At 41.4% G+C, this 25,680-nt stretch carries 25 protein-coding genes and 1 pseudogene; 19 read left to right on the plus strand and 7 right to left on the minus strand.

Annotation, left to right across the window (positions count from 1 at the left end):
• Positions 1–41 precede the first annotated feature (41 nt).
• From JF50_RS17980 to JF50_RS17990, 3 genes are read right to left on the minus strand one after another with little or no spacing between them, the layout of a single operon-like run.
• Complete coding sequence (locus JF50_RS17980) at positions 42–3,140, minus strand: efflux RND transporter permease subunit (RefSeq protein ID WP_039610745.1); 3,099 nt, start codon at positions 3,138–3,140, stop codon at positions 42–44.
• Positions 3,140–4,252, minus strand: a complete 1,113-nt coding sequence (locus tag JF50_RS17985; protein WP_039610746.1) for an efflux RND transporter periplasmic adaptor subunit — start codon at positions 4,250–4,252, stop codon at positions 3,140–3,142. The genes JF50_RS17980 and JF50_RS17985 overlap by 1 nt, the downstream gene beginning before the upstream one ends.
• Before the next feature lie 18 nt (positions 4,253–4,270).
• Positions 4,271–4,996, minus strand: a complete 726-nt coding sequence (locus tag JF50_RS17990; RefSeq protein WP_039610747.1) for a TetR/AcrR family transcriptional regulator — start codon at positions 4,994–4,996, stop codon at positions 4,271–4,273.
• 224 nt (positions 4,997–5,220) lie between these two features.
• Here JF50_RS17990 and JF50_RS27230 point away from each other — a divergent pair, with 224 nt between their 5' ends.
• From JF50_RS27230 to JF50_RS18060, 14 genes and pseudogenes are all read left to right on the plus strand, one after another.
• The gene (locus JF50_RS27230; protein WP_160290495.1) at positions 5,221–5,364 is read left to right on the plus strand and encodes a hypothetical protein; all 144 of its coding nucleotides are present in this window, start codon (positions 5,221–5,223) and stop codon (positions 5,362–5,364) included.
• 272 nt (positions 5,365–5,636) lie between these two features.
• Positions 5,637–6,431 carry a siderophore-interacting protein gene (locus JF50_RS17995; protein ID WP_039610748.1) on the plus strand — a complete coding sequence of 265 codons (795 nt, stop codon included), beginning with the start codon at positions 5,637–5,639 and terminating at the stop codon, positions 6,429–6,431.
• A gap of 52 nt (positions 6,432–6,483) precedes the next feature.
• Entirely contained in the window at positions 6,484–7,806 is a 1,323-nt protein-coding gene (locus JF50_RS18000; protein WP_052262425.1) for an RHS repeat domain-containing protein, read from the plus strand.
• An 82-nt stretch (positions 7,807–7,888) separates the two neighbouring features.
• Entirely contained in the window at positions 7,889–8,248 is a 360-nt protein-coding gene (locus JF50_RS18005) for a hypothetical protein (protein ID WP_052262427.1), read from the plus strand.
• Positions 8,245–8,652 carry a hypothetical protein gene (locus tag JF50_RS18010; RefSeq protein ID WP_039610749.1) on the plus strand — a complete coding sequence of 136 codons (408 nt, stop codon included), beginning with the start codon at positions 8,245–8,247 and terminating at the stop codon, positions 8,650–8,652. The genes JF50_RS18005 and JF50_RS18010 overlap by 4 nt, the downstream gene beginning before the upstream one ends.
• 220 nt (positions 8,653–8,872) lie before the next feature.
• Positions 8,873–9,088, plus strand: coding sequence for a hypothetical protein (locus tag JF50_RS18015; RefSeq protein WP_039610750.1), 216 nt, complete (start codon positions 8,873–8,875; stop codon positions 9,086–9,088).
• 273 nt (positions 9,089–9,361) lie between these two features.
• Positions 9,362–9,634 (plus strand): hypothetical protein, encoded by a 273-nt coding sequence (locus JF50_RS18020; protein WP_039610751.1) that lies wholly within the window; start codon positions 9,362–9,364, stop codon positions 9,632–9,634.
• Positions 9,635–9,728: 94 nt separating this feature from the next.
• Positions 9,729–10,244, plus strand: a complete 516-nt coding sequence (locus tag JF50_RS18025) for a hypothetical protein (protein WP_039610752.1) — start codon at positions 9,729–9,731, stop codon at positions 10,242–10,244.
• Positions 10,245–10,456: 212 nt separating this feature from the next.
• A complete protein-coding gene (locus JF50_RS18030) occupies positions 10,457–10,930 on the plus strand; it encodes a hypothetical protein (RefSeq protein ID WP_039610753.1) in 474 nt (157 codons plus the stop codon).
• Positions 10,931–11,110: 180 nt separating this feature from the next.
• The gene (locus tag JF50_RS27235; RefSeq protein WP_160290496.1) at positions 11,111–11,401 is read left to right on the plus strand and encodes a hypothetical protein; all 291 of its coding nucleotides are present in this window, start codon (positions 11,111–11,113) and stop codon (positions 11,399–11,401) included.
• On the plus strand, positions 11,398–11,859 hold the full coding sequence (locus JF50_RS18040) for a hypothetical protein (RefSeq protein WP_039610755.1): 462 nt from the start codon (positions 11,398–11,400) through the stop codon (positions 11,857–11,859). The genes JF50_RS27235 and JF50_RS18040 overlap by 4 nt, the downstream gene beginning before the upstream one ends.
• A gap of 297 nt (positions 11,860–12,156) precedes the next feature.
• Entirely contained in the window at positions 12,157–12,570 is a 414-nt protein-coding gene (locus JF50_RS18045) for a hypothetical protein (protein WP_039610756.1), read from the plus strand.
• Between the two features lie 893 nt (positions 12,571–13,463).
• Positions 13,464–14,416 (plus strand): annotated as a pseudogene (locus JF50_RS18055) (IS3 family transposase); the annotation flags it as partial.
• 119 nt (positions 14,417–14,535) lie between these two features.
• Entirely contained in the window at positions 14,536–15,399 is an 864-nt protein-coding gene (locus tag JF50_RS18060) for a trypsin-like serine protease (protein WP_052262429.1), read from the plus strand.
• Between the two features lie 35 nt (positions 15,400–15,434).
• Here the strand turns inward: JF50_RS18060 and JF50_RS18065 are convergent, their stop codons facing one another.
• Together JF50_RS18065 and JF50_RS18070 are read right to left on the minus strand one after the other, a co-directional pair.
• Entirely contained in the window at positions 15,435–15,893 is a 459-nt protein-coding gene (locus JF50_RS18065) for a hypothetical protein (RefSeq protein ID WP_039610758.1), read from the minus strand.
• Positions 15,894–16,134: 241 nt separating this feature from the next.
• Entirely contained in the window at positions 16,135–16,893 is a 759-nt protein-coding gene (locus tag JF50_RS18070; RefSeq protein ID WP_039610759.1) for an HAD family hydrolase, read from the minus strand.
• Positions 16,894–17,039: 146 nt separating this feature from the next.
• On the opposite strand from JF50_RS18070, the gene JF50_RS18075 reads away from it, so the two are divergent.
• Complete coding sequence (locus JF50_RS18075) at positions 17,040–17,843, plus strand: helix-turn-helix domain-containing protein (protein ID WP_039610760.1); 804 nt, start codon at positions 17,040–17,042, stop codon at positions 17,841–17,843.
• Positions 17,844–17,883: 40 nt separating this feature from the next.
• Here JF50_RS18075 and JF50_RS18080 read toward each other — a convergent pair whose 3' ends face one another.
• The gene (locus JF50_RS18080; protein ID WP_039610761.1) at positions 17,884–19,938 is read right to left on the minus strand and encodes a c-type cytochrome; all 2,055 of its coding nucleotides are present in this window, start codon (positions 19,936–19,938) and stop codon (positions 17,884–17,886) included.
• 370 nt (positions 19,939–20,308) lie between these two features.
• Here JF50_RS18080 and JF50_RS18085 point away from each other — a divergent pair, with 370 nt between their 5' ends.
• Positions 20,309–21,145: a mechanosensitive ion channel family protein gene (locus tag JF50_RS18085; protein WP_063369508.1), complete on the plus strand. Its 837-nt coding sequence runs from the start codon at positions 20,309–20,311 to the stop codon at positions 21,143–21,145.
• Between the two features lie 46 nt (positions 21,146–21,191).
• Here the strand turns inward: JF50_RS18085 and JF50_RS18090 are convergent, their stop codons facing one another.
• Positions 21,192–21,890, minus strand: a complete 699-nt coding sequence (locus tag JF50_RS18090) for a hypothetical protein (protein ID WP_039610762.1) — start codon at positions 21,888–21,890, stop codon at positions 21,192–21,194.
• A 492-nt stretch (positions 21,891–22,382) separates the two neighbouring features.
• Between JF50_RS18090 and JF50_RS18095 the strand changes: the two genes are divergently transcribed.
• From JF50_RS18095 to JF50_RS18105, 3 genes are all read left to right on the plus strand, one after another.
• Positions 22,383–23,156, plus strand: a complete 774-nt coding sequence (locus tag JF50_RS18095) for an enoyl-ACP reductase FabI (protein WP_052262432.1) — start codon at positions 22,383–22,385, stop codon at positions 23,154–23,156.
• 3 nt (positions 23,157–23,159) lie between these two features.
• Positions 23,160–23,639 carry a MaoC/PaaZ C-terminal domain-containing protein gene (locus tag JF50_RS18100; protein WP_052262435.1) on the plus strand — a complete coding sequence of 160 codons (480 nt, stop codon included), beginning with the start codon at positions 23,160–23,162 and terminating at the stop codon, positions 23,637–23,639.
• Between the two features lie 136 nt (positions 23,640–23,775).
• On the plus strand, positions 23,776–25,611 hold the full coding sequence (locus JF50_RS18105; RefSeq protein WP_039610763.1) for a methyl-accepting chemotaxis protein: 1,836 nt from the start codon (positions 23,776–23,778) through the stop codon (positions 25,609–25,611).
• The last annotated feature ends 69 nt before the right edge of the window (positions 25,612–25,680 follow it).

Consider the following 25,680-nt stretch of genomic DNA (forward strand, 5'->3'; position numbering starts at 1 on the left):
TAGGTTTAGGTGCTCAGCGATGAGCTGAGCACCTGTTGGTTTTAAATTTCAGTGGCAAATTGTGTTTCGTTCAGTGCTTTTTCAGACTCAACTTCTCCTCGGTGGTCGGTAGCCAGCTTTTCATAAAGCAGTGGCAATACAATCAGCGTGAAGAACGTCCCGATCAGCATACCTGCAACCAGAATAATACCAATGCTGTTTCTTGCTTCTGCACCCGCACCTGTTACAAGGACTAGCGGGAAGTGACCCAGCACGGTTGCGCCTGTTGTCATCAAGATTGGACGAAGGCGGGTTGCCGCAGCGCCTTTGACAGCTTCAAATTTGTTTTTACCTTCAAGCTGTAAATGGTTGGCAAATTCCACAATTAAAATCCCATTTTTAGCGATAAGGCCAATTAAGGTAATCAGGCCGATTTGGCTGTAAATATTCACCGTGGTAAGCGATAAAAACGGCAACATCAGTGCGCCAGATAATGCCAAAGGTGCGCACCCAAGTAGCACCACAAGGGGATCTCTAAAGCTATTAAATTGAATCGCCAATAAGAAATACACCACAATCATGGCGACCAAGAGTACCCCAACCATGGTATTACCCTCTTTACGAAGCTGCCTCGATTCGCCCGCATAATCAATTGAGTAATGTGCAGGCAAGATTTCTTTGGCAATGTCTTCAATACTGCTTAAGCCCTGCTCCTTGGTGATGTGTGGGAGCACGCCCGCTAAGATCCTAAATGAGTCTTGTTGGTTAAATGAGCCCAAAACTCGAGGACTGGTGAAGGTGCGCAAAGTGGCAAACGCAGAGACTGGAATGAGCGTGCCTTGATCATTTCTTACTTGCATATCCAGAATATTTTCAGGATTGTAACGCTCATCATCACCCACAATTGGGATCACGCGGTAAGCTTTACCATCTTTGTTGAAGTAGTTCACAAAGTTGTTGGACATCAACACACTCAGCTGGTTATTTACATCCGCGAGATCCAGACCCAGATCGGCGACCAGTAAGCGGTCTATTTCTAGTTCTGCCTGTGGTAAGTCAATTTTAAGGTCGGTATTCACAAACATAAATTGGCCGCTGGCGTTGGCCTTGGCAATGATTTGGTCTGCGTATTGCTTCATCGTCTGCGCATCATCACTGGATCTCAGTACCACTTCGACATCAAACTGGCCTGCGGTTGGTAAAGAGGCCGGTAGGATAGGGAATAAGCTTAAACCTGTGACGCTTCCAAGACGACCGTATAAATCAAACAATAAGTCATGCACTGAGTTTTCGCGCTCTTCATATGGGGCAAGTTCTACGCCACCAAAACCCGCAGCTGCTGTGACAATTTGCCAAGTAAATTGACCGCCTTCGGTCGCGTTCATCACACGTGCTGTCTCATTCATTTTCTCAGCGGTGTAGACCTGTGAAGACTCAGGCGGCGCTTCTATCACCACTTGTACACTGCTCTGATCTTCAATCGGCGCTAGCTCTTTTTGCGATAACAAGTAAAACGGCACAGACAGGAGTGAGAACACAATGGCGACAAAAAATATTTGTGTACGCCACTGGAACAAGGTGTCTAAGCTCTTGAAATAGAATGCTTGGAGTCTATCAAAGTAGCCATTCACTGCTTGAGTCAACTTGCCTTCTTTGCCGCCTTCTGGGCTAACATAGGCACTCATGATGGGCGAAAGTGTTACGGCGACTAACCCTGAAATTAAAACTGCAATGGCCAAAGTAAAGGCAAATTCACGGAATAAGAAACCCGTTAAGCCCGTTAAAAAGCCAATCGGTGCATAAACGGCTGCAAGTGTTAAGGTCATCGCAATGACGGGCACAAGTAGTTGTCTTGAGCTGATCAGTGCCGCTTGCAATCTGGGCTTGCCTTCTCGCATGTGGCGAGCAACATTTTCAACGACCACAATGGCATCATCGACGACCAAACCAACCGAAAGCACGATGGCCAAAATGGTGAGTAGATTTAACGAGAATCCCATGACTGAGATCACTGCAATCGCACCTAAAATAGAAATTGGAATGGTGATAAGCGGCACCATGGCGGTTCTGAATGAGCCCATCATGGCGACGACAACGATACCGACCAGAAGTACTGTCTCCGCAAGGGTGGTAAAAATCTCTTTGATTGAATCCCGCATGTAGAGTGTGCCGTCGTAACCAATCGAGATTTTCATGCCATCAGGTAAAATCTGATTGATTTCGTCCAGCTTTGCGTAGAGCGCATCACCGATATTTATCTCATTGGCGCCAGGTAGCGCCCAAACCGCTAAGAATACCGTATCGTGATAGTCTAAACGTGCCGTCACCATGCCGGGGGCTTCGCCAATTTCAATATCGGCAATGTCGCCCAGTTTTAACTGTGCAGTGTCTGTTTCTTTGACAACCAACTGCTCAAAGTCAGCAACGTTTTTTAAACTGGTGTTGGCCATTAAGTCGATGCGCTGACGATTATTTTCGGTGTAACCAATAGTTGCAATGGTATTGTTAGCTTGCAGTGCAGCAAACACATCGCTGGCGCTGAGGTTATAAATGGCCAGTTTATCGGTGTCTAACCAAACGCGCATCGCTGGGTTTCTACCGCCTTCTAGGGTGACTTTTTGCACGCCTGGAATATCAGACATAGACGGCACGACATTTCTGACCAGGTAATCACTGACTTCATTTCTCGGCAAGCCTTGCGATTCAACGTCTAGATAAAATACCGCGTAGGGGCTATCCGCTCGGACGATTTGAATGGCTGGGTCTTCCGCGCCAGTTGGCAGCTCAAATTTAATTTGATTAAGGCGTGTTGTTAGCTCTGCAAGGGCATCGGTTGTGCTGTGATTCAAATCAAGCCAAGCGGTTACTTTGCTGAGCCCTGATGTGGTGACAGAGTCAACGTAGTCTACGCCGGGCACAGTCGAAGCCACACGTTCTATGGGCTCGGTAACATAGCCTTTGACAACATCGGCTGCTGCACCTGTATAGACGGTATTGATGACGAGCGAGGCACTTTCAATTTTTGGATACTGCTGAACGGAGATCTGCCGCGCGGCATTCACACCCGCTAAAATAATTAATAAGGATAATACAATTGCCAACACCGGGCGGTTGACAAAAATATCCATTATTGACGGTTTGTTTTCGTGTAATGAGCTCATTACTGCACTCCGTTTTCACTTTGCGTTGACGCCGTTTGCTCAGTAAAAACCAATAAGTTTTCTCTGAGTTTAAATGCCCCTTCGCTGGCAATAAATTCACCGCCAGTGAGCCCTGACAATACAATTTGATTGTCTTGAACTTTGTCACCTAACGTCACTTTAATGGGGGTTGCACGCCAGTTTTGCTCATCGTCTTTTTCTAACTTGTATACAAACTCACCAAAGTGGCTACGTGTAATGGCATTGGTGGGGACCATCACGGCGTTTACTGTTGTAGAAGGGATTTTCACCATGGCCATTTGGTTGTGATTAAACAACTTGTCTGTATTAGGTAACAAAGCACGATAGCTTTGCTGGCGTGAGTTCAAATCAATGCTCGGCTTCTTTGCGATGATCTGTGCTTGATAGTCGCTTTGAACATTTTGGTTATTATTTGAAAATGAGATGCTGACTTCACTGCCAATACTTGGCTGAGACAAGGTTTGTGGCACATGGAAATCGACCCAAATAGCGTCATCTTTGCCTACCATAGTGGTAATTTGACTATTTACGTCGAGAAACTGGCCCACTTGGTATTGATCAAACCCAGTGTGACCTGCAAAAGGTGCAGTGATGGTTTTTTTAGCGATTAAAGCTTCTAGGTTTTGTACTTCGGCTTCGCCAATGCTGACATTCGCTTCTGCTTGATCAACCTCGTCAGGGCTAATTCGTTTTTGTTCAAGTAATTTGACCACACGAGCATAGGTTGATTTAGCCAGTTTAACGCGTGCTTTTGCCGCTTTTAGATTGGCTTCATCGATACTGGTGTCAAGTTTAATTAATACATCCCCTGCATTAACAGTGTCTCCGGGGTTAAATCCAACAAAGGTGATCTGTCCCGGGTACTCATTGCTGATTGTCATGTTTTGACGCGCTTGTAGTTGACCAACGACTTTAATATGAGTGGTATGCTCAACCGCTTGCGCATAGGTGCTTTTCACTGAGGCAGATGGTTCAGGAAAGGATTCACCGAACGCAATCATCGCTTGTATTTGGCTAAATTTAATGAAGCCAAGACTGGCAATCACAACAAGGACAATAAAAATAGCGGTGAGCCAACGTTTAATGTTCATAATTACTCCTATTTGTGATTAACGCAGATTGAGCGCTATCAACTGTTGTTCAATGTGATTAAGCGAAGCGTCAGTAAGTGGCTGCTTCCACGGGTAGCTATTAAGTAGACGCACAGAGCTTCTGATTATTGGGTGATTAAGTGGTAGTGAGGCCAGCAAAGAATCAGTTCCTTCTATTATTTGTTTTGTTTGTTGTACACGCTGTACTTGCTCGTAGCCGACGGTCAGCGCCCAGCCACTGATGATGATCTCTTCTATGACTTCAGACAAGTTTGGCACAGCTTCAAGCTCTCCTGCATTAATACCTTCGGCGAGTGCCACTTTAAAAGAAGACTCACAGCGAGACTGGGCTTCAATAATTTTACCGGTCCAGTAATTAGAACCTTTTTTGATGACAGCTTCATTGGTGGCGTACGTTTGAAGTGCGTAATCAAACTCGAATAACTGAAGCTTTTGAGGTGATATTAAGCTAATGGCGATGATTTTTTCAGGGGCAGTGAGTTTGAGGGCCAGTACTTGGTTAAATATATTTGAGAGGTGAATGAAAGACTCATTGGCAAGGGCCAATACGATGTCTTCTTTACTTTGTACGAATTTATAGACAGACCCCATAGAAAGCCCGGCAATACGCGCAATTTTTGCCATGGTGAAGTCAGTAATTGATGATTCATTGATACATTGCTCTGCGGCTGACAGGATCATCTTTTGCTGAGTTTGTTGGTCATATTTTGGCGCAGGAGCCATACAAGTACCTCTAGAATTAGCCGTTTTGATTTTTATTCGAATGATGTTCGAATGTGGTTATTCTATGCTTATAATCTTCTTTGTCAATCTAGGCTTTCATAAAGATTTATATCTAACTGTTTTTCAGGGAATAAAAAATCAGAATGATAAGCTGCGCACTTGATGATCTTTTCGAGAACGTTTAGTTTGAAGATGGTTTTTATGAAATAAAGGAGATATGCAAAATGAACTTGAAGAAAAAAAACCTCAAACAGCTAAGTGAACATCTGCACTTAAATCCTAAGCAAGCCGATATGGTTGCTGGTGGTAATAAGCCGCCAATGCGACGGATGTGCACTACGACAATAGATACAGAAATGAAGCGTTAATTGATGCTTTTAGTGCTGTATAAAATCGCCTTTTTAAACGGTTATTAAATAGCCTAGCTAGATGAGGTTTTTCCAAAGCATACTTTTGAGCCAGTCACTTTGCTAAGTATGCTTTTTAGGCTTAATGGCTTTTTATCCTCCTCTTTTCTCTACCATATAATCCATAGGTTATTGCCTGTGATGTCTGGTGCTTTGAGTGACTTTATGCGTGCTTTGATTAAATATTTCAAACTGCCAATCGTATTAATAACAAAGAACAAAAGAGTTTAGCTATGGCTGTTGGTAATTATCGAAAAGCACAGGTATTAAAAAGCGAATTTTTAACACCAAATATGAAACGTATTGTTTTAACTGGTAAGGATTTAGCCAGTTTTCCAGAAGGGTTTGAAGCTGGATATGTAAAGTTACTTTTTACTAAACAGGGCAGAGTATTGCGCGAAGATGAAGCTTTCGCGCAGTTGGCAAACAATAATATTATGATGCGAACCTATACAGTACGCGCATTTGATAAGCAGGCTCAGCAATTGACGATTGACTTTGCACTGCATGAAAAAGAAGGCGCAATAGCCCCCGCCTCTGACTGGGCTAAAACCGCTCAACTTGGTGATGAAATCATTGTTGGCGGGCCGGGTAAAACAATAGGGGTTGATCACCGTGCTGATTGGTTTTTATTAGTAGGAGATATGACCGCACTGCCAGCCATCAGTTGTTATTTAGAAAGCTTGCCTGCGTGTGCTCATGGGCGTGCAGTAATTGAAGTGACCAGCTCAGAAGATATTCAAGATTTAAATAAGCCCAGTGGCATTGAGGTTATCTGGCGAGTGAATACCACACCGGGTAAAAATAGCCCTTTGCTCGACACTGTTAAAGACATTGACTGGCAGCAAGGTGATGTCTTTGTATGGTGTGCATGTGAGTTTGACACCATGAAGGTGCTTCGCCGTTGGTTTAAAAAGGAAAAAGGGCTCGAAAAGGAGCAGATGTATGTCAGTAGCTACTGGAAATTAGATTGTACCGAAGAAGAACATAAAGCCGAAAAGCTCGCTGACTTAAACCTTCCAAATTGACCTCAATACACTTGACTTCTGAGGGTTCATCATTGTCATTGCTGATTTTGTTATGGGCGATGGTAGGAATGGACCCGGCTGTGATTATTTAACTTGCTCTAATAGCACTGTCGATAAATTAAGACTTACCAGAGTATTAAAATTTACAACAACTTGTCATGACGACGGTGCCTTATATTATCAGTTTTGTGTCAATCAAAGTCACTGTGCTGATTATGACTATGATCTGGATGGTTTAGTTACTCGGATTGGAAACCTGTCATTGGTGCGTGCGGCTGATCGTATGGGGATCATCACAGGTACCTCTATTGAGAATATCACTCATGAGATTAGCTATAACCAATATGGTGAGTTAACAGGAGATGATTTTGAGTTCAATCAACAAGCTCTCTATCGCTCTGAGTATGCCCATGATGACAATGGTCGTATCGTTAGAAAAACGGAATACCTGACTGGTAACATCGAGTTGCAAGACTATGTGTACGACGATCTTGGTCGCTTGTCAGAGGTAGATGATGGTGAAAAGGTTGCGAAGTATCAGTATGACAGTAATGGCAATCGCCTTGTTGAAGAAATTACACAAGGTACATCAACGGTGCGAGTCGCTGCGACCTATGACGCGCAAGATCGTTTACTGACATACGGTAATTGTACGTTTAGCTATACCACAAATGGGCACTTAGCGAGCAAAGTGTGCGCGCAGCAAGAGCAGCGTTTTAGCTATGATATTTTTGGCAACCTGCTTGGTGTTGAGGTATACAATGACGGCGCGATCAGTAAACAGATTGCGTACCATGTTGATCCACAAAATCGCCGAGTTGCAAAGTGGGTTGATGGGCAGAAAGCCGTCAGTTATTTGTACGCTGGCCAGCTCAATCCCGTTGCCGAATTAGACAGCGACGGTAAGTTAAGTGCTCTCTTTATCTATGGTTCTAAAGGTCATGTGCCGGATTACATGGTCAAAGGAGGCCGTCAGTACCGTTTCATAACCGATCAACTTGGCTCTCCAAGACTCATTGTTGATGCCGCCAGCGGCGAAATCGCACAGCAACTTAGTTACGACACCTTTGGCCAAGTCACTCAAGATACAAATCCAGGGTTCCAGCCATTTGGCTTTACGGGCGGCCTTTACGATGCGGACACACAACTTGTGCGTTTTGGTGCTAGAGACTACGACGCTCATACCGCGCGATGGACTGCTAAAGATCCAATCGGTTTTGGTGGTGGCGATACCAACTTATATGCTTATGTATCAAGCGATCCGGTCAACTTTATTGACCCAACAGGGCACTTTTTGGCAAACTTAATCAGCGGGTTTAGAGCCGCCGGCAAAGAAATGCTGTGGCAGTTGGGTCATAGAAGGCAAATCGTTTGAGTGTATTGATTACAAAGCGGTTGCAGTTGCTGGTGCTGGTGGCTTAGTATTTGGCGGAGCTGCTGCGGCTACAACCTATAAAGTGTGGAAGAAGAGTAAGGTTGCAAAGGGGGGAAGCCTTTTAGGTAAATCTTCTAATGCGGCATTCAAAGCTGCTGACAATATTGGTGATTTCGTTCCTAAGAATAAGCATCTACTTGGTGGAGGTTCACAGTCTAAAGCTCGTTTTAATACTTCTGATGTTGGTGAAGTTCGGGGGCTAGTTCAAGAGGCGCTAAGGTCGCCAAATGCTCAGTTCTTACCAAACCCCAATATTCCTGGCACTTTTAGAGTTGTAACTGATATGGGTCGTCAGGTAGGTGTTAAAGGTCAAACCAGCCTTAGAACGATAGTGGGGCAAGATGGTAAAGTCATTAATTCATTTCCGGTGCATTCACGATGAAATTTAGTTATCAAGTAGAAGAATTACCGAAAGGTAACGAGCCTTACCGTGTGGCAACTGATATTGAAGGCTATCTATCAGTTGTCTCTAATAGTGGTGATGTTTTGTTTGAGGCTGATGGTATTTTGTTGGTTGAGCTGGCTATTTTTTGCAAGAAATGGTTAAGTGAAAATACTAATACAGATTTTTATTATGCGTCGATGGATTTTGAAGAAGAGCCAATATTAGCTTTTAGTGTTAAATCAAATGATATTTGTTCTTTCTCTTCTGTTTGGCAAAAATCACCAATGGACAGCATCCCTTTATCTGAAATCAAATCCTCAATGAGTGGCTATATTGAGGATTTGAAAGCCAATTTGAAAAATAATTTTCAGGTTGATATAGAGGGCTATGAGGGTTTGTAAGTTCTGTTGTGAACAAACTGGTATAGCTGGTATAAGGGGGCAGAGCCGAATGCCACTAAGTTAAGCCACCTTAGGAGACTGTAAATTATTCTGTGTAAACGGCCGTTGTTTTTTTACTTAGACACCGCAAGGCGCTGTATGTTGTGGTCAACTAATTCCGGACAATTATTACAAAGTAAGAGGATTAAAATTGAAATAATTAACAAGTAAATTAGTTGAGTTGAAAGAAAATACGGTTAAAAATAATCTACCTTTAGTAGATATACAAAGAAAACTTTCAACTCTATTGTTATCGAGTGAAGAGCTTGATAATAGAGAAAGCATCAGCAAAAAGCTCGATAACGATTTAGAGTTAGCTATTTATACTCTAAATCTTGAAAATCAACTTGATGCTGCTATTAATGTTCTAAACGAAGCTATAGAGCTGTCAAAGTAAAGTTCAACCAAAGCCCTTCGGGGCTTTTTCAATTCCCACAAGCCCATTAATAAAACCAATATTTGTTCGTTATTTGTGCAAAGTGGGTTGGTGGGCAGAAAACCGTCATTTATTTGTTTGCTGGTCAACTTAACCCCATTACCGAATAAGACATTGACGGTAACTTAAGTGTTCTCTTTATCTATTGATCTAAAGGTCATGTGCCGGATTACATGGTAAAAGGAGGCCGTCAGTTCCGTTTCATGACCGAACGATGACTCAACAGAGCACTTCTTGGCAAACTTAATCAACGGCTCTGCCGCGGCTACAGCCTATAAAATGTGGAAGAAGAGTAAGGTTACAACGAGAAGCTCAAACGACATTGAATTGAGTCACCCAGCCAATCTGAGTAAAACATTTATTGATCCTCGAAATGGTACCGTTGGAGATCTTGCGGAAAAAATGAAAGCAGATCCTAGTTTGGCTGACAAGATTTCACATATCGAAGTTGTAAAAATTAAAGGTATGACGTACTCGGTAAATAATCGAAGACTTAGAGCATTTTAGGAAGCTGGAGTTGATGTGAATACAGTTTCTGCTTTAAAAGAGCAGGTGCGTAAAATAAAGCAACGTCTACAAAATAAGAAAAAATAGGGCATCTATGACTAATGATACTTTAAAATGTGGTACGTTTTTTTTTCGTTTTGGGATATTGTCCCGAAGACATTTCGAATTAACTCCAGTTTGGTGTGAATATGACGAACCATCAGAATTAGATGATGTTGGTGTGTCAGATGAATGGATCCAAACTAACCTTTTTGAACGGTTAAATTCGACTGATGAGCGGGTTTATTATTCTACTTCGAAAGATATTGACTACTCGAAAAGAGAATTTCTAAATGTTTCTTGTGAGTTGATGTTGGATGGGCACAAATTACAAGGGTATCTGTACGTAGTTCAAGGTAAGGTAAGTAGTGTTTCGATTTTTATCGATGATATCGTGGTAGATTTATATTCTTCGGACCTATTGTCTGAAGATAATTTAGAAACTCTGACTAACATTTCTGAACATCTAAAAGTTAACATTGAAAACGTTGATTCCATAGAGTATTTACAAAAAAATTGTACTGTCAATAGCATTGATCTAAAAGGGATCTTTCAGTTTCCTGTTGAATAATTTTATATTACAAAGAAAGCAGACCATCACATACCTTATACACCAATAGCTAAGCAGCGAGTGAAAGACTAAGGTATACCACTGCCATTAAAAGAGGCTGAAGGAATAGCGCATACTGTACTTGGTGCGAGAGTCGGGAGCGATGGTAAAGGATGGATTCGAGAAGGTGGAAATGGTTTACCGTTTAAGGAGCAATAAGGGGAAAGCTTAAAATGCAAGTATGTTTTGATTTACTAATTCCTAAAACTTGTTTTGGAGGTGACTTCCCTTTTCAAGAGGTGCTTGCTTTCTGGGGGGATGAAAGCTTCAGCCAAGAGCCTCCTCGATATGCATGGAAAGAAGACGTTAAGTTCAAAAAGCAATCAATGCCAGAACATATGCTGAACTATTTACCTTCAGAGATGAATGTTTCGAACTGGGTCTACTTGTCATTAGAAAGTAATGCGCTTGAAATTTGGGAAAAGAGCGTCAATGAACCATACCTTGATGAATCACCACTTATGCTAAAGGAAATGCTTGAAAAGTTACTGCCTTTACTGAGTGAGTGGGTTGTTATTTTCGAATTGAACGGCGACCAAATTGATAATGTATATCAGATGAATAAGTCGGCCTTACTAGATAAGATAGATGCAGCTCTCAACTGGGATAATGAACCAGAAGGCTTTTTAGCCTGGTATAAGTCTTAATTTAAAGCCCCATTAGGGGCTTTTTTTTGCCCTAAAATCATTAATAAAGCGGATTTTTATTAGAAAGACTAATAATCTAGCTGTTTTTTTAGGTTAAAAAGTGGTTTGTTGTATTGGTTTTTTATAATCTTCTTTTTGAAGAAATTTGCAAAAAATGAAAGAAGTTGAAGCTTTTTCTGGGTGATTAACAGCTTACTTTTTCGCATCGTAAAACTTCCTTCTTATATTGATAGAAATTCTACTTATGAATTGTTTCAGTTTATGGGGGAGTTACAATCTGATGTACGCAGAAAGGGTGGTGGTAGCAGAGTATTTATTACAGATGATAAGGGAAAGATTATAAGGGAAATTACTCCACAAAGAGTTAAAGAGAGAGTAACAAATGTATTGCCAGATGGTTCAATAAGGGAATCTTTCAAAAAGGTTGGAGCGCCTTCGGCCGATGATCTTAAGATTTTAGAAAAGCTATGATTGATGTTTCAAATATAATTTTAAATTTTCAAAAACTTTTAATTTCTATATCCAATAGTTTATCTGATATTGGTTTGTATAAAGATAGTGATGAATGGGACGAGCTAACAGAGACCGCCTTTAACACACTCGTTGTTGGTCACTTGAAAGATAAGTTTGGCTATTCGCTCTCTGTTCAGTATGAAGTATGGAATAGATGTAATAGGGATCTTATCGTGCGTGTAAATGCGGGTGAGTCTGTATTAATTGGGGAAAAGGACTTATTTTCTGAAAATACATATAGTTATAAAGAGATACCTCAGTGTGAAAGCGATATTGAATTTTCATTTGTAGAGTTTGGGAACCCTCTTTTTAATGCCGATGATGTAGTCGCTTTGGAATATGCCTTTGGGTTTGATAGTCAAGACCGTTTGGTTTGCGCGAGAAAGGACATTTGCGAGTTTTTAATAAAAGTATAAGAAGCATTTGACGCCCACCCAGACCATGGAGGGTCGGAAAAGCTGAGATATCATAAAATGCATCAATACGTTACGTGATGCTGAAATCTAACCTGTGTAGTGGTCAATTATTTTTGGCCACTTTGTTATAGTTTTCCAATACTATTTTTATTTCGCTATGGCGAGTTTACGTTGTTATATCGGTGAGGTCGACAGCGATTGTAGTGGTTTACGATATATTACGTTAGTTTATTTGTTGCTCCTACTCTATTTATCCAAGACCAAAAGGGCAAAGTTCTAAGGAACACACAAAAATACATGAATAACTCTAATTATGTAGAACTTAGTGCAAGTTCGGAAGTTGACGCTTTAATAATAAGCATCAACTGGGAAGATGCGTTTATAAAGGAATCTCACCTGTACTCTGCGAGTTATATTTTGCCATCGGGCATAGTGGCGGCTGATTCAAAGCCAACACTTAAGTTAGCAATTTGTTTACCTGAAAACGATGCAAAAGTAATAGAATTGAGGTTTGACGAAGTTGAAGAAATATGTATTTTTACATTGATGGATATCTTTCCAAAAATATTATTCAGGCACAATGAGATAGAGCTTAAACTCTGTGAAAAATCAGGTCACTGTATTAGAAGTAAAAAGCTATATTATCGATTTCTAGAAGATTATTTATCAAGTGACTGCTCAATTTATACAGAAGAAGACTTGTATATATAATTGAGTGTTTTTTTAAATTAAGTCAGTTCTTTTTTGAGCTAAAATAAAATGGACAGGCACAAGTTTATTCCAATTTAGCTACGATGCGAATAATTATCTGACATCGTATCAAGCGCTTCAAACCGCACCGTTAGTAAATACGACAATCAGTTAAGTGCGTGATATTGACAGGCGTATAAGACCGGTCACATCCATACTAAGCTTTTGGCCCTAAATTAAAATATAGTTTAGAGCCATGAGTGAGATAATGGGGACTTAATACCTAAAAAACACCTATGGGTGGATTTAAAAGAAGAGGCGGGGGCATTAACAAATGACTAGGTATTGGATATTCGACAACGATAGTTCCAAAACAGGTTTCCCTTTAGGGGACTTATTGAGACTCATTATTCGTTTTATAGATTGCAAGGTGCTAAAGATTTTAGTTCATAGAGCTGAAGGATATGGCGAAAAGGTATCATTATGGGATGACTTACTATTTCATCCAGACGACAAAGTGACAGTTTCTTATCAAGAGATTTTAGACCTTGTGGAATGTAATGAAGAACTTCTTTATTGGTTAGATGTTGAATTCGAGCTATCTAATGGAAAAACTCTGTTGTTTGGCCTGCATGATAGTAGCTCAATGTACGTTGAGTGTTCGAGCGACATTAGAGATATATTAGATAATAAGTTCGAGCATGTTAAGGCTAGTTCTGTCTCGATGTAAAATAAGTTGTTATAGGGAGTAGAGGCAATGAGCGCCCGGAGATTGAAACGAAAGGTGGTGTTTCAGTGAAACAGGAGGATGTGTTGTTGTTCAATAAACCCGGACACAACTTTAGGTGGTATGAATACCACTTAACTAGAGGTGTCAAATGGCCAGAAAACGTCGAACATTTAGTAAAGAGTTTAAACTTGAAGCCCGTATCAATCGCTTAGAACGAGAGAAATCGATACTAAAAAAGGCTACAGCTCTCTTAATGTCAGAAGAAACAAACAGTATTCGCTAATAGACCAGTTAAGTGAGCAAGATCCGGTTGAATTGGTCTGTAATGTCTTCGATGTCGCTCGTTCAAGTTTTTATGACTACAAGTGCCGTCGCAATGTCATTGATACTAACGAGGTGTTCCTTCGAGCTAAGCTCCAAGAGTGCTTTAAATTAAGCCGTGGCTCCGCAGGAAGCCGAACACTCTCGGCAATGCTGGCCGAGTATGATATTGATGTTGGCCTTTTCAAAATCAGGCGGATCATGCGTGATATGCTACTTGTATCGAAACAGCCAGGGCCTCACGCATATAAAAGAGCAGTGAATGAGCGTCCAGACATACCCAACCGACTAAATCGTGAGTTCGGTGCTCACAAACCAAATCAAGCATGGTGCGGAGATATTACTTATATTTGGACAGGTCAGAAGTGGGTATATTTAGCTGTAGTGATTGATTTATATGCCAGAAGAGTGGTTGGCTGGGCAATGTCAGATAAGCCAGATGCAGCGTTGGCTGTCAAAGCGTTAGATAGGGCCTATGAACAAAGAGGCCGACCCAGAGGGGTCATGATTCACTGGGACCAAGGCTGTCAGTACAGTTCAATCAAATATAGGCAGAGGTTATGGCGCTATCAAATAGCACAAAGTATGAGTCGCAGAGGTAACTGTTGGGATAATTCTCCAATGGAACGTTTATTTAGAAGTCTGAAAACATAGTGGATATCGAGTACGGGCTATAAATCAATTAAAGAATCAGAACAAGATATAAGCTTTTATTTGATGAGTTACTACAACTGGAAAAGACCACACAGTCACAACGATATGACAGCACCAGCTGTAATGGAAGAACAACTTAAATCATTGTCCGGAATTAGTTGACCATAACAGGTTGCGATATAGGCTATTCACTTGATACGGTAACGTCTCAGGATGTGTATTCTTTTTAACCATGACGAAGGATACGTTGAGCTATATTATAAAAATAATAAAGGGACTGTATGCAGTATATTTTATTCTTGCTGATGCTTGTTGCTTATAATGCAAATGCCATCATTACTCGCCATGATGTTGAAGACAAACACTATCTAGCTGCGCCAGCAGACTTTCCTGCACTGGCAACATTTTATATCGATGGTGCACATGGCTCGTTCATTAAGCCTAATTGGATTATTACCGCGGCGCACACCACATTTTGTTTGCAGCCAGGCACCAAAGTAAAAACCACCCAAGGGAGTGCGACTGTTAAGCGTTTACATGTGCACCCTCAGCATACCCCTGGTGTTAGCCACGATATCGCGTTGGTTGAGCTCGTTGAACCCGTTAAACATATACAACCTGCAAAGTTATATAAAGAACAGGATGAAACGGGGAAGTTAATCTGGTTTATCGGCATTGGTGGAACAGGCAACGGTATAACTGGGATCACTGTTGATAACTATGAAAACAAAGGAGTATTGAGAAAAGCCCAAAACCGAGTTGAACAAGCCGTAGGACCCATTTTGAAATTTAAATTTGATAAAGGGAACAAGGCATTACCTTTGGAGGGGATCTCTGGTGGTGGTGACAGCGGTGGTCCTGCATATTTCAAACAAGGAAATAGTTACTATGTTGTTGGCTTGAGCTCTCGTTATGGGGGGGGACCTTCTGAAAAATATGAGAGCTTAGAGGTGTATTCAAGAGTGTCATACTTTTTACCTTGGATAACGAGCGTCATCGCACAGCCAACACTATCCATAAACTCAGGCATTAGTGTGGAAAAGTTGAAGCACTTGCCCGGCGGATTAAAACCTACAGATTTACCATCCATCTGTAAAGACATTGTGTTCACTGAAGACGAACTATCGGCAAACGTACAAGGTTAGTCAGTGGGGTGGCCTACGAATGTAGGCCACAGACTTTACTGAAGTTTTTCCAGGTTCATTTGAGGATGCTTTTGCATCACTTTTTTCAAGGTCTCTTGCTGACTGTCATCAATTTCAACATGCAAAACCAGTGGGTGATGTTCGCCATGTGTTGAATCCTTACACATCATGTAATATCTGATTAAATCGGTGCCAATCATACCGCTCACCCAAAGACTGAACATCCCTAAGATAATCGTGCCTATTATCGCAGCTGCCGGTGGGATCAGCACCCATGAGACAGCACAATATGCTGCTACCATGATAGTGATCAGTACCATTAATTCCGATTTCATAAGGTGTACTACATGGTTTGTTAAGCAATCATGTAAAGGGTGGGGCTTGTCGTCGCAAATTGCACTCACATCTTCGTTATCAACATGCAAGGACTCTAGCTCGTCTTGTGTATCACGAAACGCTTCGTAGTCGTGACCTTTAATGACATAGTGGCTCATACAACCTCCTATCTAGGTTTCTTGGTGATACGTGTGTATTGCTAGATAAGTTTACTTTTTGAACATTATTGAATGTCTGCTTGTGTCTTTGGGTACAGTTTTCATTTTTAATAAAGCAAGTGGGCTATAAGAAACGTCATAAGTAGCACTTTATAAATCAATTAGTGAGCCATCTCTGTATAGTCATACCCACTGTGTCTTTAGTTGAGAGTGCTTAATACCACTCTCTAGCCATTACGAGTTAAATAGACTGCTTCACTAATGTGGCAATGTCATTGAGCTGCGATAGCAACGTATCTTGGCTGACTCGTGTACTTGCTCGCTTTAGGGTGATTAAATCACCGACAACGTAGGCCGCTTTAGCCGCTTCTAGCATCGCGATGTCATTTTGGTCGTTCCCCATACAGATTGTCTCGCTCATGTCTAAGCCCATTCGTAATAGCGCGTTGAGCTTATTACTATTCTTAGGTACAACATCAAAGCTATGATAGCCGTTATGATGGTAAACATCGAAATCATCCAATACGGTTTTAAGATATGCTTTGACTTCTTCATGCCGATGCTCTTCGAGCACGAGCAGTTTTACAATTGGCTGTTGCCTGAGAGCGTGGTTACAACCTGGCTTACGGCCCAGTTTTTTGACTTCTTGATGAAAGTGATGGGGAGTGTCTGAAATAGCATACTCTTCAACGCCATCATAAAGGTAGGCTATTTTTTCCCTGTCTAGCCATTCTAGCACCTGAATAATTTGCGCCTTATTAAAGTGCAAAGCATGAGTCACTTCTTTGTTTTTACTGATCATTGCTCCATTACACCCAATAATGTCGTGTTCCCAAAAGTGTTCAGCAAGGACTGGGAGCGTATCCCTCAGAGGTCGCGCTGTAGCGAAGTAAATCGTTGCGCCTTGATGTTCGATCGCTTGGATTGCTGCTGTCACTGCTTTTTGCATAGGTTGGCCTTGAAAAATTAACGTACCATCTAGGTCGAATACAACATTCATTACTTTACATCCATTATTTAAGTTGCGTTTACTTTGCCAAAAATGCACACTTAAATTTTATCTATAAGCTCAATTTTTTTAGGTTTAAGGTCATAAATAAAATAAAACCAGCTCCGATCCGTTTCAGTGTTAATGAGTCTGTGAGTGTGAAGCATATCAAACAAAGTCCGTTATTATTCGAATGGCATCAGCATGATTGCTATGAACTGATCCTCACTCTAGGGGCTACAGGTAAGCGGTTTATTGCAGATGATGTTCACGTCTTTGAAGCGGTTGATCTCGCTCTGATCCTGCCTGGTGAGCCTCATACATGGGATAATCAAGATCAACAAGCACTGGTTGGTGATGTTGTGGTCGTGCTCTGGCCGAAAGATTTGTTTGCAGTGAATATTAATGAGTTTGAAGCGCTCCAAACATGGTTGAATGGACTCGAATATGGCTGTGTATTTTCTCTAGAAAGTGCATTAAAAGTTAAGGATTTACTGCTAGAAATGGCGGATGCTCCTGCGCTTAAAAAACTGACTTTGCTCAGCGAGGTTTTGTCTTTTTTGATGACAGCGCAAATAGAAAAAGAGATGCCCATTAATGTATCAAGCAGACACAGGGCGAGAGTGGCAACGATTTTAGAAGCTTTAAACAAGGATTTAACCTGTTTTCCTCGCCTTTCAGATTTGGCAGTACAGGCCAACTTAAGCACCTCTACATTGAAAAGAGTGTTTAAAGACGACTTGGGCATGAGCTATTCACAATATTGTGAGCAATTGCGGTTGAAGCGAGCTAGGCACTTACTTGCGACGACGGCGTTGCCTATCGGTGTGGTCGCACAGCAGTGTGGGTTTAACAGTAGTGCGTATTTCAATCAGTTTTATAAGAAACATGAAAATATGACGCCAAGTCGCTTTCGCAAACAGTTTGCTTGGCGAAAGCGAGCTATGAGTGTGAAAAAATGAGATTGAGTGCATATCCCACAGAATATGCACTTGTAGGCCTTTAAAGGGTTTTTAAATATTCTATCAAGGCCATTTTTTCCTCATGATTTAGTTTTCTACCTATTTTCCCTTGTACGGAACGATCGTTTGTAAACGCGTGGCCAGTATTGAGATTCCCAGCTTGGCGAGTATCTAAAATAAAGTATCCATTTTGGTAATCATCGGTTTGATTCGCAGGTCGTAAATTTGAACGCCGGTTAAGTGCATTTACATACTTTCCCTGTGATACACCAACGTTGATTGGGTCAAATTCAAGTCGACCCAGCTCCACAAAGGTAGGTCTCTCATGGGGCTCAGATAGCAGGCTGTATAAGCTTGGTACAGATCCATTATGTAAATATGGTGCTGTGGCCCAAATGCCATTTAACGGACGCGCTTTATACGCGAAGCTGTGCTTCAGACAATTTGGTCTACCGCCTTCAAGCTTTTGTTGCCACACATCGGAAGTGTAGTTTTGTCTAAACCATTGTTGGTTTGTTTCCTCTACTACCGCGCCCAGTGCAAGTGCAAAGTTGTTTGTCGCGTTGTCTTGTACCGTGACAAATTGCAGGTTTTCTTTCATTGTTTTGGTTTTCTGCTCTTTGTCAACGTACACACATACATCTGTATCAAGGCCCAGCTCTTTGGTGTTGACAGTACGATTAGGGAGAACTTGTGCTTGTGCTGGATCTGTGCCTATGGATGCTAAGTCGATCAGTTGGAGCTTGATATATTTCCAATCAGTCTGTTTCACTTCACCCTGTTCTTCATAACTGATCTTTTCCCAATGTTTCTGCCAAAATTGAGGGCTATCCATAGGCGGTAGGTGACAACTTTGACAGTTTTGTACATACAGTTTTTTACCAGTGGCTGCTAATTTTTCGTCAATTTTAGGTAAGCTGTCAGGCCATTTAGGAGCGCTTAGACCATTGATGTTTCCAAGTTCCCCAGGCTTATAGTCTCGAAGTGGGTATTCACCTGCTAACCATTGTTCAATGTTATACAGTGATTTGATTGGGATAGAGCTTGCAAAGGTTGCTGGTTGTTGTAATGGACTAGTTGGAATTTGCATATCGACATAAGCCGCAACACCAAGTGCTTCGCCTGCATTGCGAATAAGTGGCTGCATTATTGAGCCGTCATATTGAACCCAGTCAAACCAAGAGGTGGTCCATATGTGCGGGTAATTCACAGGCGCTTCGATGGGGTTATAGTTTTCTGGTCTGTCCATATTGTCAGCAAATACTTTGTTGCCTATCCGGTTGAGTGCATCGAGTCGTGTAAATCCTTCAGTGACATTGATGGTATCTTGGCCTTTGGCAAGCTTTGCGACGGTCGTAGTGAGTGCGTTTTTGAGTTGAGCTTTGGTGACAACGTTATAATTACTGCCCAATACTTTTAGAGCAAAGCGCTCGAAGCGGCCATCAAAAGGCGCAAGTTTACTCGAGAGCACCGTTTGCCCAATGGCAGCGCCTAAAGACTTGGTTAATAAGCCCAAGTCGGTCATCGCAGGCCCCCCATCGACGACATAGCGAGTATTCTGGTAGGTAAATTGCCCTGTATGGCATGCTGTGCAGGTAAACCCAACCGCAGTCGCTTTTCGGTTAAGGCCAGGCATGGGAATACTGGTGGTTTTTGCTAGGCCTAAAGGTAATTGTACCTCGGTTGTTTCTTTTTCTTGATCTTGATTTAAGTTGATAAAACCTAAACGATAAATATACTCGCTGAGGAAGGCTTTTTCTTGTCCAAATAAAATGAACCAAGGCGTGTCTTTAGGTGCCTCTAATGCTATTAACCATTCATATGGTATGGGTAGAGTTGCTGTGCCTTGAGAAGCATGATAGGGCCATTGCTGGTTATGGTATTGTGTGTCTGACCACCCAGTCTGGTTAATAAACTGAGTGTCTAAATGTTGATATTCAGGCAGCTGAGGCGGAGTTAATGCAAATTTTAGCTCATTCAGAGCTGATGTAGTACGGAACACCAGTGCCGTAGCAGCAACCACGATCAGTATAGATACAATCCAAGGCCACTTTCTTCGTAACCAGCCAAGTACAATTGGATAATTATTGGACATAATATTCTCAGACGGTAATTAAGTATTGTTAATATTTTTGCACATGTCTGTAACATGAAAAATTACAGTCGATTACACCTAGACGGGTATGATTGATATGTGTGACAAAACTGAACTGCTCAGAGGGGCCTTCAAACTTGTATTTATTGTGCTCTCATCACCATAAATTTTTTTAAATGAGCTAAACAAATCGTATTGAAGTGACGACTTTTATCTAGTTAGCGTGTCAGCGCGCGTCAACTTAATTGGGTGTATGGCTGTTGTTCAGAGAATGCTCATGCTTTTTCTACTTAAATTTAATAAATATTCATATTGATATTCATTTTTTTAACTAGACTTAATCCTTAAGGTTTAATTAATGAGGTTTTTTATGGACACATCTTCGATTGATCCACAAAAGGTGATGGACTTAGTGGTTGAGCACGTGATTAACTTTGCGCCAAAGTTAGCGCTTGCCATTATTACTCTGATTGTCGGTTTATGGCTGATTTCACTCGTTGGCAAAGCGATTGACTACTTGCTTGAAAAGCGAGATTTCAACATCTCGTTACGAAAGTGGTTGAGCAGTGTAGCGACCGTTTTACTCAAAGCTTGTTTGTTTATATCGGTTATTTCAATGTTGGGTGTTAAAACGACATCCTTTATTGCCATTCTAGGTGCAGCAGGTCTTGCAGTCGGGCTTGCGCTACAGGGCAGCCTTTCTAATTTTGCTGGGGGGGTTTTGATCCTTATCTTTAAGCCGTTTAAAGTGGGAGACTATATTGTTGCACAAGGCGAGGAGGGGGTTGTTGAAGCCATTGATGTTTTTTGTACTTTTTTAACCACGTTAGACAACCGCAGAATTATATTACCAAATGGCCCATTGGCTGGTGAGCAAATTAATAACGTCACGCACGAACCTATTCGGCGCGTCGATCTGTCTGTGGGCATTAGCTATAACAACAGTGTTGATGATGCAGAGCGCGCTTTATTAGAGATGGCTAAAAATGATGAGCGTATCTTACAGGATCCAGCCCCGTTTGTTGGCGTGGTTGGTTACGGTGATAACTCGATTGATTTAGCTGTTTGGGTTTGGTGTAAAACAGATGTTTATTGGGATGTTTATTTTGCAACAAATCGCGCTATCAAGCCTGCGCTGGACGGTGCAAATGTTTCTATTCCTTACCCACAAAGAGATGTTCATATTATCGATAAGAAAGCTGAATAATCGATTTTAAAAAAGGGTGGGGTGATAGGCCCCACCAACATCAGCATTAGAAGTTATATCTTAGCGTTACGAAGTGATTTTCGTAAACATCCGCATTTTGATAGCGAGCGCTCAGTGACAAACTGTCAGTGATTTCATATTGTAATTCGAACTTAATAGCCAACTCATTTTTTTCTTGAGCATCTTTTAAGTGTTGGTAGCCAAGCCCTACAATCGCAGTAAAGTTACCGTGTAGATTAATATGATAGTTGGCGTCAAAACCAAACACACTGGTGTGTGCTTCAGCTGAATACTGAAGTAAGTCGCCATACGTGTGATCAGCGTGAGTATCTACAACACGCTCATAGCTGAGCATTTTTTCGTTGTAATCAATTCTGCCGATAGAGCTTTTGAACTCTAGCAGCGCATTTTCTTCTAGGTCAACAAGGTATGCAGCATTGACATTCCACTGAGTCGCATTAACGTCTTGATCAAAAGTATGCAGTGCAACCGTGTTTGCAGCTTCATTAACTGTATTGAAGCTGTGCTCATCAGATGTTTTTAGATATTGAGCAGAAATGACCCAGTTTTCATTAACTTGGTTGCTGCCTTCAATAGCATAGCCTTTTAGGCTTACATCTGTATCTAGCACTTCCATTTTAAACTTTGCATGGCCTGCGCCGATGTAATCAAAGTTAAAGTGATCATTTGCATGGACAGTTGTAGATAAAAACGCGGCAGAAAGCGCAAGAGGGATAAGTTTCATGATTTCCTTACTTGATTTAGGTACTAAATTCAGTGGGGCATCATACCTATTGTTTCCTTAATGTAAAGAATAAAGTCGAGGTTAATGTTTGTTTTTCTATTTGGGACAATGTTTGGCTGGTTTTTGATAGGTTTGCCGAATAACTATGCTAGTAAGTAAGTTTACGTTTATTTTTTAGTTCTTTTTTGGTGTTTTTATTGCGTTATTCTCTATTTGTAGAAGAGTGATTGTTGTGTTTGTTGGGATTGATGTGGTTGATTTGTATGCACAAATTTAGTTTTTATAGCGCGTAGCAATGTCTTTAATTAACATTTAATGAGATGGTTATCGCCCGTTTATTCAACTCAATAGGTGTTACAACGGGTCCTAAATCCTGGCAGTTTTAAATAATCAATTTAATCAACTTATTTTGCACGTTGTCTTATTTATGAAAAGTCTGACTTTTATGATGCAGATGTGGACTGAGTGTTTAGTGAATAAGGATATTAAGCAATGCACAGTATGATGGACTTATCCGGTAAACAAGGGGTTGTTGTCGGAATTGCGAATGAGCATAGTTTGGCCTATGCATGTGCCAAACTATTCAATGATTCGGGGGCGAAAGTCATCGCAACATATGCAAATGAGTCTGCGGCGAGATTTGTTTTGCCGCTGCAAAGTACCTTAGAAGGTGTGTCATTGGTGTGTTGTGATCTGTCTGATGAGTCCTCAATCAGTCGTTTATTGGCGATCGCGGAGTCTCATTTGGGCCCAATTGATTTCATTGTCCATTCAATCGCATTTGCGCCGATGGCCGATTTGCATGGCCGTTTAATCGATTGCAGCCAGGCGGGCTTTCAAGAGGCAATTGAGGTGTCGTGCTTCTCTTTGGTGCGCTTAGTCAGTAAATTTGAAAACATACTGAATGCGCAGGCAAGCGTTGTGACAATGTCTTATTTGGGCTCACAAAGAGCGATTCAAAATTATAACGTGATGGGGCCTATTAAATCTGCGCTAGACTCAAGTGTTCGATATTTAGCAATGGAACTGGGTGATAAAGGGTGCAGGGTAAACGCGATTTCAGCTGGTCCTATTAAAACCAGGGCTGCATCAGGGCTCAAAAACTTTGAGCAATTAATTGAAAAAAGCCATGCAGGTTCACCCTTACAAAGGGATTTATCCAGCGAGGATGTGGCAAAAACAGCAATGTATTTAGTGAGTGATCTGTCGCAAGCTGTGACGGGGAGCACGATATATGTTGATAATGGCTATCATGTGATGGGTTAAACGATGAAATTAAAAAATACAGTCTTTGAAGATATTGAAATAGGCCAAAGCGCAGCGCTTACTCGCCACGTTAAAATGAGCGATATTGCAGGTTTCGCGGCATTAACTGGAGACTGTAACCCAGTTCATTTAAACCAAGATTATGCTGATCAGACTCCATTTCACGGTATTGTTGCGCATGGTATGTGGAGTGCGGCGCAAATATCAGCAGTTATAGGCACAAAGCTGCCAGGCCCCGGTTCGGTATATCTTTCTCAAGATCTCAAATTCGTTGCTCCAGTAAAAGTGGGTGATGTGATCACCACCAAAGTCACTGTGGTTGATAAAGATTACAGCCATGGCTTTTTAACGATTGATTGCCAATGTACGAACCAAAAAAATGAAGAAGTGGTGTTTGGTATCGCAACCATATTGGCACCAACCGAAAGGCTCGTTATTGATGTAGAAACGCCAGAAGTTAGGTTGGTAGATGGTCTATGTTAGGCAATATCCTTCTCTAGTATAAAAGCTTGAAATGATATTTGATGAGTTTTTAACAACAAAAGGCAGCAATACTTAGCAGTTGTATTATATTTTTAGAATCGTGTATCGAGGGTATGGATAGTACCAGAAGGTTGATATGTTTGCGCAGCTAAAAATATCGAGTCGATTAGGTGTAGGGTTTTGTGTATTATTACTTTTGTTTAGTTGTGCGACTTTAGTTTCAATTCAAGCGCTTAATACCGCGGCTGACGGATTCAGTGATTATCGTTCACTGGCCAGAAATACCAATAATGCAGGGCGCATACAAGCCAATTTACTGACCTTAAGAATAGCTGCGCTACATTATATCAATACGGGTAGCCATATCGCATTACAAGAAGAGCGAACAAGAATGGCAACCCTCAATGAGTTGCTAGAAAAAGCCCACCAAGACGCAATCAGCAACGAACAGATACAGACTTTCATTGACGTTGAAAAACTCGCCAACCAATATGCAAATACCTTTCAAAAAGTTGAAGAAAAAATAGCCCAGCGCAATGCGATTGTACATGAACAGCTCAATAAAATGGGTCCCCTCATGGAGCAAGACTTGTCGAGCATTTTGCTCAGCGCACGCCAAGATAACGACATGGAGGCGGCCTTTTATGCTTCATTGGCACTGCGAAACCTGTTATTGGTCAGACTCCATGTGATTAAGTTTTTAGACAGTAATGACAGTGAAGATGTAGAAAAGGTCAATCAAGAATATGGGGCATTTATCGTCAATATAAAAGCGTTAGATGACCAACTGCAAGATGATACCAGAAGACGCCATTTTACCAATGTTCGTCGATTAGCTCCCAGGTATATGAACCAGTTTACAGAGTTAGTGAGCGTGATAAATTCTCGAAATAGATTGAAGCGGGAAAAACTAGATGTTATTGGTCAACAAGCGGCAAATAAAATTGAGTCACTGAAGTTATTTATCAAAGATAAGCAAGACTTGATGGGTCCAGTACTACAAAAAGATAATAAGGTATCACAACAGTTTGTGATATCTGTGAGTGTGTTGAGTTTAGTGATTGCCATTGCACTTGCACTGCTGATTTCACGTTCAATCACAGCGCCTATTAATGAAGCTGTTTCAATCGCAAATGCCTTAGCTAAAGGTCACCTTCATCTGAAGAAAAAAGTAACAGGTCATAGCGAAACGGCCAAATTAATGAAGGCTTTAACAGATATGGCGGAACAGTTTAAAGCAGTTATTTATGAGGTAAAACAAAGTGCAGCCGCGCTTGAACAGTTTTCTTCATTAGTTATTCGTACTGCAAAAGAGATGGAAGCGACCGCCGCGTCTCAAGAGCGCAGTGTTGCCGATACAAAACATGCGGTGATAACTATCAGTGACTCGATAAAATCTAATAGTGAGTATGCGTTGGCAACCGAGCAAGTGGCCATCAATACAGCGAAAGAAGCCAATGACGGTGGACAAAAAGTGAAAACAACCATAGAAGCGATGAAGACGATAGCAGAACAAGTCAAAATCATCGATGAAATTGCCTATCAAACTAATTTATTAGCGTTAAATGCAACCATTGAAGCCTCTCGTGCTGGTGAACATGGCAAGGGATTCGCGGTTGTGGCGAGTGAAGTGCGCAAGCTCGCTGAACGTTGTCAAAATGCATCAGAGCGTATAGGCACCAGCGCGTCAGACAGTGTTAACTTGGCCGAAAATGCAGGGGTTCAGTTAGAAACGATTATCCCAGCGACCAATAAAACGTCAAATCTAGTACAAAATATAATGGAGATTTCAAAGCAACAGGAAGTGGGTCTGAATCAAATAAATCAAACTGTCGAGGCTGTTGATACTGCCTCTAAACGCTCTACTGAAGCGAGTAATGATTTATCAAACTCAGTGAAAAGTGTGGTTGCACTGTCTAACAGATTACGTGCCTCTGCGTCCTTTTTTAAATTGTCTTCAAGACACGATTAGTATTAGCGCCATGCCTAAAATATATTCGAACGCACCTTGAGCTAGCCTTTACTTTATCAGTTGGGTGAT

The organism is Pseudoalteromonas luteoviolacea (assembly GCF_000814765.1).
Lineage (GTDB): Bacteria > Pseudomonadota > Gammaproteobacteria > Enterobacterales > Alteromonadaceae > Pseudoalteromonas > Pseudoalteromonas luteoviolacea_H.